General features: G+C 61.8%; 10 protein-coding genes and 1 pseudogene. 6 read left to right on the top strand and 5 right to left on the bottom strand.

Annotated elements, in window-relative coordinates:
- The first annotated feature begins 275 nt into the window (after nucleotides 1-275).
- Entirely contained in the window at nucleotides 276-557 is a 282-nt protein-coding gene (locus tag PKKP23_RS32595) for an H-NS histone family protein (RefSeq protein WP_126879973.1), read from the top strand.
- Between the two features lie 29 nt (nucleotides 558-586).
- Here the strand turns inward: PKKP23_RS32595 and PKKP23_RS32590 are convergent, their stop codons facing one another.
- The 4 genes from PKKP23_RS32590 to PKKP23_RS32575 all read right to left on the bottom strand — a co-directional run bounded on the left by PKKP23_RS32590 (nucleotide 587) and on the right by PKKP23_RS32575 (nucleotide 3,180).
- Nucleotides 587-1,144 carry a recombinase family protein gene (locus PKKP23_RS32590; protein ID WP_126879972.1) on the bottom strand — a complete coding sequence of 186 codons (558 nt, stop codon included), beginning with the start codon at nucleotides 1,142-1,144 and terminating at the stop codon, nucleotides 587-589.
- A gap of 55 nt (nucleotides 1,145-1,199) precedes the next feature.
- Nucleotides 1,200-1,865: a response regulator transcription factor gene (locus tag PKKP23_RS32585; RefSeq protein ID WP_126879971.1), complete on the bottom strand. Its 666-nt coding sequence runs from the start codon at nucleotides 1,863-1,865 to the stop codon at nucleotides 1,200-1,202.
- Nucleotides 1,866-1,997: 132 nt separating this feature from the next.
- Nucleotides 1,998-2,951 (bottom strand): tyrosine-type recombinase/integrase, encoded by a 954-nt coding sequence (locus tag PKKP23_RS32580; RefSeq protein WP_126879970.1) that lies wholly within the window; start codon nucleotides 2,949-2,951, stop codon nucleotides 1,998-2,000.
- Entirely contained in the window at nucleotides 2,944-3,180 is a 237-nt protein-coding gene (locus PKKP23_RS32575) for a hypothetical protein (RefSeq protein ID WP_126879969.1), read from the bottom strand. The genes PKKP23_RS32580 and PKKP23_RS32575 overlap by 8 nt, the downstream gene beginning before the upstream one ends.
- Nucleotides 3,181-3,388: 208 nt before the next feature.
- On the opposite strand from PKKP23_RS32575, the gene PKKP23_RS32570 reads away from it, so the two are divergent.
- The 5 genes and pseudogenes from PKKP23_RS32570 (at nucleotide 3,389) to PKKP23_RS32550 (ending at nucleotide 9,850) form a co-directional block, all read left to right on the top strand.
- On the top strand, nucleotides 3,389-4,267 hold the full coding sequence (locus PKKP23_RS32570) for a tyrosine-type recombinase/integrase (protein WP_126879968.1): 879 nt from the start codon (nucleotides 3,389-3,391) through the stop codon (nucleotides 4,265-4,267).
- A 9-nt stretch (nucleotides 4,268-4,276) separates the two neighbouring features.
- Nucleotides 4,277-5,477, top strand: a pseudogene (locus tag PKKP23_RS32565) (IS91 family transposase).
- 652 nt (nucleotides 5,478-6,129) lie between these two features.
- Nucleotides 6,130-7,017, top strand: coding sequence for a response regulator transcription factor (locus PKKP23_RS32560; protein ID WP_126879967.1), 888 nt, complete (start codon nucleotides 6,130-6,132; stop codon nucleotides 7,015-7,017).
- A gap of 35 nt (nucleotides 7,018-7,052) precedes the next feature.
- Complete coding sequence (locus PKKP23_RS32555) at nucleotides 7,053-8,150, top strand: histidine decarboxylase (protein WP_205703034.1); 1,098 nt, start codon at nucleotides 7,053-7,055, stop codon at nucleotides 8,148-8,150.
- A gap of 278 nt (nucleotides 8,151-8,428) precedes the next feature.
- Nucleotides 8,429-9,850 carry an APC family permease gene (locus PKKP23_RS32550; RefSeq protein ID WP_126879965.1) on the top strand — a complete coding sequence of 474 codons (1,422 nt, stop codon included), beginning with the start codon at nucleotides 8,429-8,431 and terminating at the stop codon, nucleotides 9,848-9,850.
- 493 nt (nucleotides 9,851-10,343) lie between these two features.
- On the opposite strand, the gene PKKP23_RS34880 is transcribed toward PKKP23_RS32550, so the two are convergent.
- Entirely contained in the window at nucleotides 10,344-10,805 is a 462-nt protein-coding gene (locus PKKP23_RS34880) for a GNAT family N-acetyltransferase (protein WP_126879964.1), read from the bottom strand.
- Between the last annotated feature and the right edge of the window lie 84 nt (nucleotides 10,806-10,889).

Below are 10,889 nucleotides of genomic sequence, written 5' to 3'. Positions count from 1 at the left end.
CGCTCCATTTCGCCGTGGAATCACCTCGCGCTGATAGCGGTGCGGGCCGGACAGACCACGCCCGACACGATCCTCACGCTGCTGCGCGTGCTGTAATGACGTTTTTCATGTCCGGCAGCGACTGCGCTGCGGATGACATCGAGCTGCTTCTGACAGTCGGGACCATCTTCAACAACTGCATTCTCCGGGCCGCTGCCGGGCAGCCGGCTCACGCCGACCGGCGAATGAATGGCGCGCGCGCCCCGCACACGGCCGGCAGCCGGGGAACATGAAGCATGACGAAGACGTACAGGGAACTGCTCGCCGAGCTGCGCGAGCTGGACGCGCGCATCGCGGCCGAACGGGAGGTCCTGCGTAACGGGGCACTCGCGACGATCCGCGGCCTGATGACGGAATTTCGCATCACGCCGGAAGATCTGATGACGCCCCGCGGCAGGGGGATGGAAGGCTCCCCGCCGGTGAAGTACCGTGACCCCTTGAGTGGCGCGACGTGGAGCGGCAGGGGGCGGGCGCCTGCCTGGATCGCGGGGCGCGACCGCGCAGCATTCGAGATCTGACCGGCCCGCCGCGTTCCCCTGGCGCGCGCTCAGCCGGTGCCAGTCCTGCGCAGATGACGGCGCAGGGTATGCCGGTGGACGTTGAAGTGGCGGGCCACGGCCTCGAGTGGTTCGGTGGCCAGCAGGGCGCGCGCCTGCGCCAGCTGGTTGGCCGTGAGGGCGGCCGGGCGGCCCGGCGCGCGGCCCCGCTCGCGGGCGGCGGCCAGCCCCGCGCGGGTGCGCTCGGTGATCAGTCCGCGCTCGAACTCGGCGAGCGCGGCGATCATGTGGAACATGAAGCGGCCGGTGGGGGAGGTGGTGTCGATTGACTCGGTCAGCGAGACGAACCGCACGCCCTGTTCACTGAAGCGGGCCATCCAGTCGATGAGGTCGGCCAGCGAGCGGCCGAGCCGGTCGAGGCGCCACACCACGAAGGTGTCGCCGGGCCCGAGCGCCTCAAGCGCGGCCAGCAGGCCGGGGCGCCGGGCATCGACGCCGGAGCAGCCGTGATCGCGGAAGATCACTTTGCAGCCGTACTCCGTCAGGGCGGCCAGCTGGAGATCCAGGTGCTGCTCATCGGTTGACACGCGCGCATAGCCGGCCAGCATGGTGAGGCATTGTCTCCGTTCATGCCGCGCCGGCCGCCGGCGCGGGGGAGGCCGATTATACGGATTGCGAACTGAAAGAGGTGTGCGGAATATTACCTGTCATGACGAAGGCGACGAGATCCGCGCTGCCGTGCAGCTGGAGCTTGCGCATGATGCTCGTCCTGTGGGTGTAGACGGTCGTGCTGGCCAGCCCCAGGGCGCTGGCGGTACGGGCGACGGTGTAGCCGCGCGCCAGACAGCGCAGCACCTCGAGCTCGCGGCTGGACAGCGCCTGGAGGCCGTCGGCCCACAGCGCGGTCCTGCCCGCGGCCAGGGCGGGATCGGTGAACTGCCCGCCGGCGGCCACGCAGCGGATGGCGGCGACGAGGACCTCCGGTGCGCTCTCCCTGGCCACGTAGCCCCTCGCGTAATCCCGCAGCAGCGGCACCATGCCCGGCATGCTGTCGCGCATCGTGAACACGAGAACCGGCGCATGGGCATGCAGCAGGGCGCGCCGGATCATGGGGCCGGCGGGTTCCCGGAGCGCCAGGGCGTCGAGCAGCACCACGTCGGTGTCCCGCGTGCCGATGTCCGGCTGCGCCGTGAGCGGACCGGAGATTTCCGCGACGACGGCGATATCGCCGGCCGTCCCGAACACACTCCTGAGGCCCGCGCATACCAGCGGACTGGGGCTGATCACCATGACGCGGACCGTTGCCGCGCCGCCATCGTCTGTCTGCATGCATGTCCCCCAATGTATCGGGGCCCGAACCGGCCCGTGTGGTGGTTATCGTCGCCGGTGCCTGTTATCCGTCGTTGATGGAGATCAACAACGCGCGGTCCGCGAACGATGGCTCCCGGGGAAGTGGCGCCGCTAGTACGTAATCCTGAACGTTGGTGAGTCCTCGGGCCGGCTCCTGCGCCGGTCATAGAGGCGCGTGGTGGCGATGCTGGCGTGGCCGAGCCATTCCTGGACCTTCGCGATGTCGGCCTCATGATCGAGCGCGTTGGTGGCCGCTGTCGCGCGCAGGCCATGCACGCCGAGGCCTTCGACGGCGATCCCTGCCTGTGCCGCATAGGCGCACACTACCCGGTAGACGCCATCGGGCGTGATGGCGTGACCGGTGGCCCGCTTCACGGGCTGGAACAGCGGCGCGGCCGGCAGGCCGCCATGGCCCGCTGCTTCCAGATACGCGTGGATGCGCTCCGCCGTGCCCGGATGCAGCGGCAGGTAGCGGATCTTGCTGCCCTTGCCGTGCACGCGCAGGTGAAGCACGCCACGGCGGGCGTGCACGTCGCGCACGGTGAGGCGGCACACCTCCTCGCGGCGCAGGCCGTGAAAGAGCAGCACCGAGAGCAGCGCGCGGTCGCGCAGGCCTTTCAGGGTCGATGCGTCGGGCGCGTCGAGCAGCGCGCGCGCCTGATGGTCACCGAGCGCCGGCGTTTTGCCCTCATGGCTGTCCATCTTCGGCCGCTTCGCGCCCCTGACCGGGTTGGCGTCGACGGCATTTTTCTCGCACAGGTAATCGAACAGTGAGGAGAGCGCGGCAAGCTTGCGGCGGATGGTGGCGCCCGTGAGCGCGCGATCCTCGAGCACCTTGCGCCAGGCGAGCACGTGCGCGCGCGTGACCACGCGGAATTCCTCGGGCCGCGCGATGCCGGTGAAGGCCATGAAGTCGCGCAGGTCGTTGCGGTAGGCGCGCCGCGTGTGGGGGTTGTCGAGGTTGGCAAACCACTCGGTCTCGGGCGGCACGGCCGCGAGGGCGTGGAAATGCGCGGCGCTCAGGCGCCGCCCTTCGGACGGGGCCGGTACGGGAAGCTCAGACATCGGTGCTCTCCAGCGCGAGGCCGTGGCGGCGGATCGCGGCCACGAGTTCGGCCGGGGTGATGGCGAAGCGCCGCACGCGGGGACGGCCGGGGCGGCGCAGGTCGGCGTCGGTGAGCAGCAGGTTGCCGTCGACGGTGGCCTCGAGGCGCAGGGCGCGGCGGACCTGGCGGGCCTCGTCGAGCTCGGTGATCAGGTGCAGCGCGCCGTGGGCGCCACGCAGGGTTGTCATGACGGGTTCTCCCGCAAAGTCTCACCATGGAGGTAACCGGAACGGTGGCCACCGGTGCCGCAGTATTATCTTGATAACGGTTTTTGAACTAAACCGCTGACGCGGTAGGGGTAGTAATTCAGCGTCACCGCACGATCAAAGGTGCGACGCTTCTCGAATGTGGCACCGGCAGCAGCGGGCTGCCCGGTCCGATTCGAGGAGACCCACCATGACGGCATTACGTCGACGCATGATCGAGGATATGCGCGTGCGCAACCTCGCGGCCAATACCCAGCGGGTGTACGTCCAGTATGTGCGCGCTTTCGCGCGGCATTTCGGACGCTCGCCCGAGCAGCTCGGCCCGGAGGAGATTCGAGCCTGGCAGGTGTATCTGGTCGAGGCCGGGCGCGCCGGCAGCACTCTGATGGTCGCGACCGCCGCGTTGCGCTTTCTCTACAACGTCACCCTCAGGCGGGGTTGGACGATCGACGAGATCGCCACCTCGAAGGTACCGCGCACGTTGCCGGTCATTCTCAGCCCGGACGAAGTGATGCGCTTCTTCGAGTCGATCCGTAGCGTCAAGTACCGCGCGATCCTCATGACCGCCTACGCCGGCGGACTGCGGATCTCGGAGGCGACCCACCTGACGGTCAGCGACATCGACAGCCAGCGCATGGTGCTGCGCGTTGCCCAGGGTAAAGGACAGGCCGACCGCTACGTGATGCTGTCGCCGCGGCTGCTCGAGATCCTGCGCGAGTACTGGCGCCTTGGTCGTCCTGAACACTGGCTATTCCCCGGCCGCTTCCCGGATCAGCCGATCAGTGCCGGCATACTGTGGCGAGTCTGCCAGAAGGCTCGCCAACGCGCCGGCATCCGCAAGCCCATCACGCCGCACGCGCTGCGCCATGCGTTTGCCACGCACCTGCTCGAATCCGGCACCGACGTGCGGACCATCCAGTTGCTGCTCGGTCATCGCAGCCTCGCCACCACATCGCGCTATTTGAAGGTCGCGACCAGCACCGTGTGCGCGACCACCAGCCCATTCGACCGGCTTCCCCAGTCAGTCACCCCGTTCACGCCACCCGAGTCCTCGTCCGCCAGCGATTGAGCGGCGATCATGTCGCCCCGGCTGGAACTGGCGGACATCTTGCGCCGCCATGGCCCGACCTATCGGCACCAGCATGCCGATGCGATCAATCGCGCCCAGTATCGCGTTATGCGTGCCATTGAGCAATGCCGGACCACGGCGCTCGGCGGCCATCTCGAGCAATGCGATGCCTGCGGCCATCAACGGATTGCCTACAACTCGTGCCGCAACCGGCACTGCCCGAAGTGCCAGTCGCTCGCCCGCGCACGATGGCTTGACGACCGTCACGCCGACCTCTTGCCGGTGCCGTACTTCCACGTGGTGTTCACGCTGCCCGAATCGGGCCGCGATGGCCTTCCAGAACAAGCGCGTTGTCTACGAGATTCTGTTTCAGGCCACCGCCGAAACGCTGCAGACGATCGCCGCCGATCCTCGCCACCTCGGCGCCGTAATCGGCTTCATCGCGATTCTGCATACCTGGGGGCAGAACCTGGTCCATCACTCGCACCTGCACTGCGTGGTACCGGGCGGCGGTCTGTCGCCGGACGGGCAACGCTGGGTCGCCTGCCGCCCCGGCTTCTTCCTGCCCGTGCGCGTGCTCTCGCGCCTGTTCCGCCGGCTGTTTCTCGCGCGCCTGCAGCAGGCCTTCGAGACCGGCGCCTTGCAGTTCTGCGCGTCGCTCGCGCCGCTGGCCGAGCCGGACGCATTCGCCCGCGCGCTGGCCGACGCGCGTCGCACCGATTGGGTCGTCTATGCCAAGGCGCCGTTCGGCGGCCCGCAACAAGTGCTCGACTATCTGGGCCGCTACACGCATCGCGTTGCGATCGCCAATCACCGCCTGCTCGCGTGCGACGACTCGCACGTGACGTTTCGGTGGAAAGACTATCGCCGAGCGGACAAGCCACGCACGATGCGCCTGCCCGTGCAGGAATTCATCCGGCGCTTCCTGCAGCATGTGCTGCCACACGGACTCCAGCGCATCCGTCACTACGGTCTGCTCAGCAATCGCCTGCGCGAAGCGCGACTGGCGACCTGTCGCCGCCTGCTAGACGCCAAATCGCCAGCGCGTGACACCTGCTCGCCACCGGCCGACTATCGCGACCACTACGAGGCGCTGACCGGCCGCTCGTTGCGCGTGTGTCCGGCTTGTTCCCAAGGGCACATGTTCGACATCGCGCGCTGGCTACCGAGCACTTCGCCACGAGCGCCGCCGGCGCAGGCGGCCGTATGAAACACGCGATGCCCCACACTATCCGCCGTGTCCGCGCTGTTTCGGCGAACACGGTAAGCCTGCTCGTGCCACACGCAGCCGTCCAACCGCGTCGCCGCTTGCGTTTACCGCGCGATCTCGTCAAATCAGTTGCGCGACCAGCCATCGCATACGCAACTCCCCACATACCCACCGGCTCGAACATCGCTACTGGCGAGATGACCTACGACCGCAACGATTCAATGCCCATAGTCGTCACCGTCTGCGGAGCGGTTTAGCTCAAAGAATTTTTTACGGAGCGGAAACGGCCTTGGCCTCCACGCCTTGGCCCGCTCAGTGCGCCGTTTCCGCTCCGCAAAAAGTCCTCTGCCTTAACGCGTACGAAAGGGCGTCCATCGGCCCGCTGTAGGAGAATTCCTATATGAAGTTCAGGCAATTCCGTAGCAGAAAGTCACAAATTGAAAAAATCGCGTTTCTGCCGACGACGAATTGTCGTTTGTTTGTTAAATTGTTTTAAGGGAAATTCGTAATTTAATGCGAATTCGAATTGCATAATTTTGAAACAGGGAGGTGTTACTTTCGGGGACGCTCGTTGACCCGAAGCGCAGGCGTGTGCGCGGGCTGGAGGTTACGGAGCTTTTTGAAGAGATGTAATGCGAAATGGATATCCGCCATGAAGATCCTGCTAGTTGATGACGACGTGCAAAACTGCGAGGCACTGCATGCCTTTATGCGATGTATGGGCCATCGGGTCTTCCGAACGGATGACGGTAACATGGCTCTCGAGCTTATGTGTTCCGAATCAGTCAACCTCGTACTGATGGACTGGCTGCCGCGCGCGGCGAGAGGTGCCGAGCTGTTGGAGCGCATGCGGTGTCGCGCTGGCCCGGAACTCGGCATCGTTTGTCTCGCCAGTCGGAAAATGGAGATGGAGCTCCTGTCAACGCCGGAATTTCTCTTCGATGACTACATTCTGAAGCCGTTTAGCGGAGTAGACCTCACTACGCGGATTGATGCATGGCGTCGACGGCACAGGCCGACCGAATGTGCGTTACCGGCGATTCGTGTGGGCGATTTCGAGCTTGACTTGAACGAAAAGACGATCACGCTTCGAAGCGAACCCGTTTGCCTCACGCCAAAAGAATTCTTTCTATTGACGTTTCTGTTCCACAACGTGGGGAAGGTTCTGTCCCGGCAGATCATATCGGTAGCTGCATGGGGCGGGTCGCTGAACAACGTGTCGCGCACCATTGATACGCACATCTACCGCCTGAGAAAGAAACTTGGGTTATGCCCGGAGAACGGCGTACGTCTGAGTTCCATCTACACGCTGGGCTATCGCCTCGACGAGGTCCGACGCAACGGCATGGAGCGAGAACTGCCGGGACGTTCCGCGCACACTGCCAGTGTAGACGCAGGCGCCGATCCAGAGGGAACTGCACTGGTACTGCCTTCGCCGCTCAACCTTCGGGATGGAAGGATGTCCGGCACGCCGCACGGATCAAGCGCGCCATCAGGAACCCACATTTCAGAAGCCCGATCGGGCAGCAAGCTTGTTTAGACAAGTCTTTTAGTGAAGGAGGTCGGATGTTAAGCATGAACGATGAGATTCGCCTTGATGCTCTCTATGAATCTATGAGGACTGCAAATGATAATTTTCTTGGATATCCATTTGCCAAACATTTCGATTATAGTCGTTTGTCGAGATTTATGACCATGACCGGGAACAACCTTGGGGATCCATTCGAAAAGGGAATATATCGTGTGGATTCGCGAGATCTCGAGAGGGAGGTGGTCGAATTCTTTGCGGCTCTCTTTCGAGCTCCATCGGACGACTATTGGGGCTACGTCACGAACGGAGGTACGGAGGGGAACATTTTCGGGTTGTACCTTGGACGTGAGATCTATCCGGAGGGTGTTGCCTACTTCTCCCGCGACACGCATTACAGCGTTAGTAAGGCAGTGCGGCTTCTGAATCTGGCGTATGAGGTCGTGCAATCCGATGATTCTGGGCAGATCGATTATGAGGACATGAAACTGCGCGCTCAATCGCACGCTGGCCGACCTGCAGTTGTCGTCGCCAACATAGGGACAACCATGAAGGAGGGCAGGGACAACGTCGGCAAGATCAGGGCAGCGTTCGCAGAGATCGGCATTGATCGGGTCTACGTGCATTCTGATGCCGCGCTATGCGGACCTTACGCGCCGTTCATCAATCCACGTCCCACGTTCGATTTTGTAGACGGAGCAGATTCCATCACGATCAGTGGCCACAAATTCATTGGCGCCCCAATGCCGTGCGGCGTTGTCGTTACCCGCAGGTCCCATGTTGAGCGTATCACGAGGGCGATCGACTACATCGGCAGCCATGATTCGACGCTCGGGGGCTCCCGAAGTGCATACGCTCCCATACTGCTGTGGTACGCAATTCGTAGCATGGGAATCGAGGGTCTGCGGCGCAGCTTTGAGCAATGCGAAGCGCTTGCGGGCTACGCCGTACGCGAGCTGGGCGAGCGCGGCGTGCGCGCCTGGCGAAATCCGTCAGCCTTGACGGTCGTCTTTCCGCCGGTTCGAGATGACGTGAAGGCGAAATGGCAACTGGCGAGTCAAGACGTTAGTCACCTTATCGTTACGCCTGGTACTACGAAGGTACAGCTCGACGCTCTTATCACTGCGATGACATCGAAGGGATAAGGGCGGATTTGAAGGCCGGTGGGGTGGCAGCGGCAACCGGCTGCCATTCCCATCGTAGACGCGTCCCTTCCTGAGGCGGCGCAACGGCGTTTGGAGATTGTGCCGCCACGGTGTCCATGCCCGCGCCGCGATGTTCGAATTTTGCCGCCATCCTGCATTTAACTTGTGGATCTTCACGATCCTGGGAAGTTATTTTGCCTCGTGCGGGTTCACGTTGACTCTCACCGTGGAAAGTCATTTAACGTAACGCGTGCAGGGCGTCTGCCAAAGGAAACGATATGTCCGATTTTGCCGAGAAGTCCCGCGATCGCCTGCACGGAAGATGCCTTTCCTTTCCTGAAACTTTGGCTCAATCGGTGGCCAACATATCACCATCGGTCACCCCACTGATCATTGTACCCCTTGTGTTCGCGTCAGCTGGTCAGGGCACGTGGTTATCGTACGTCATTGCAACCGTCGGAATCGTATTGGTAGGACTGAATGTCAATCAGTTCGCCAAGCGCACGTCTTCGCCTGGTTCACTCTACACTTTCGCAGGACGGGGGCTCGGCAGTGTCGCAGGTTTTTTGACGGGATGGTGTCTGCTTGCAGCCTATCTGCTCACTGCGACGGCCGTTATGTCGGGCGCGTTGAGTTACGCATCGATGCTCATGAATGTAGCGGGGATACGTTTACCGGCCGGAGTTATAGGCCTGTTCTTTTCGATCATAGCTTGGTATGTCGCATGGAAGAACGTGAAGATTTCTGCAAGGCTCATGCTTGCAATCGAGGGGTTCTCTGTTCTTTCGATTACTGCCGTCGCGATCATAGTGCTGCGACATGAAGGACTGCTGGACTACTTGCAACTGGATCTTGCCTCTTTCAACGCTCGAGGTGTTCGCGATGGCCTCATGCTGGCAATCTTCGGCTATGTGGGTTTCGAAAGTGCGGCTTCCCTTGGGGAAGAAGCCCGATCTCCACTTCGGAACATCCCTCGTGCGATCGCATTGGGCATACTCCTGAGCGGTCTTTTTTTTGTCACGACGGCCTACGTGGAGGTGGCGGGATTTAATGCATCCGGCGCGAGACTTGCTAACTTCAATTATCCATACAATTACCTTTCTGGGCGCGTAAACTTCGCATGGCTCGGCACGCTGATTTCAATTGGTGTGACTGTCAGTCTTTTCGCCTGTGCCGTGGCCAGTATCAATGCCGCTGCGCGCGTTTTACTCGCAATGGGCAGGCATGGCATATTGCCCTCAGCGTTCAAACTTGTCCACATATCAAACAGAACTCCTCACGTCGCCGCTACAATGGCGGCAGCGACCATGCTCGCCAGCCTTCTGCTGATGCTCGGACTGGGAAACAGTCCCTCCGATATTTTCGATCAATTTGGTACAGTTGCGACGTACGGGTTTCTGGTCAGCTATATCCTGGTGTCCCTCGCCGCGCCGGTATATCTGAGGCATCGCGGTGAGTTGCGGGCACGTGACGTGTTTGTCTCGCTCGCCGCCATTGCGTTCATTCTTCCGGCAGCAATATCGACTGTGTATCCTACGCCAGCGGCACCGGCCGACAGGTTCCCATGGTATTTCGCCGCATACGTTCTGGTCGGGCTTGCATGGTTTCTTGTCGTGAATAGGCGTTCGGACGAATCGCTGTTCAGCAAGATCAAGACGGAGCTGGATGGCGCCTTGCCAACGCCTGCCGACGCTGATTAGCGCAAGTGCCCTTCAGCTACGATAGGTGTGCCTGTCGGAGCTGGGGTGGGTGAAAACGAGTGTTGTATGTTTTGGGCCCGACCGTCGTCGCGGGGATGGCTTGGGGGCCTTGTGGGTTGGTGGCGGAGCAAGGAGCGGCAGATTGCCGCCCCGCTTTGTTGTTCTGGACGATGAAAGGGTGCACGCGTATGGTTTGATCGTTCGCGAAGTTGCCGGTTGCCACGACATCTAACGACTACGCGGCGCTCATGCCATGGACGCTTCCGGCCGCCCCCAATCTATGAGGATATGTGTCGATCCGTGAAATCTCGGGATGAGGCGATTCGCATCGTCTGAACGTAGCGACTTCGGAGTAGCCTGCGAAGTTGGGGACGCTAGTGTGCAACCAGCGACGGACACGCACCACCGGGACGTAGCTCTATAGCTTTACGCCAAGGCGGTCGCCGGTCATACCATTCGAGCTCCGTCGCTGGAATCGTCAAAATCCCCAAGATTACTTCGGATGTCTTATCATTGGATAGAAGGCCGGTGAATCAGCCATGCTGACGCTGTCAAGTACAGTCCAGCCCATTCGCTCATACAGGCGAACCGCGGGCAAGCTTGTGGCCTCGCAGTATGTAGTCATTTGCTTCTGATCGCATAGCCGCAACCAATACTGGAGCAGGTCGGAGCCGACGCCCTGCCCCTGGAATGCTGGATCCGTACCAATGACAGTCATGTACCAGTAGGGGCCAGTAGGATGATAGTCGTTGAATTTCTCGAAAAGACGGATGACATCATCCCGACGATGTTCCGTGGCGGATCCTGTCAAGAATGATTTCAATTCATTGAAATCGACGTGTTCGTCTTCCCTTTGCCAGAGAAGTGCCCCCTTCGTTCCATTCTCAACAAAAACGCCGCTCCCGCATAGGTAGTCGGCCCTGAACAATTCATTTTGCTCGGCAAATGAGTTCACGCTGCCGACTGCGTAGCAGTTTCGAAGCCAAGCAAAGCGACGAGAATCAGGGCGTAAAAAAGCCGCAGCTTGCGCAGGATCATC

The sequence above is a fragment of the Paraburkholderia kururiensis JCM 10599 = LMG 19447 genome (assembly GCF_003986935.1).
GTDB lineage: Bacteria > Pseudomonadota > Gammaproteobacteria > Burkholderiales > Burkholderiaceae > Paraburkholderia > Paraburkholderia kururiensis.
The sequence above is the reverse complement of the archived record's forward strand: the minus strand, read 5'-3'. Positions and strand labels throughout refer to the sequence as shown.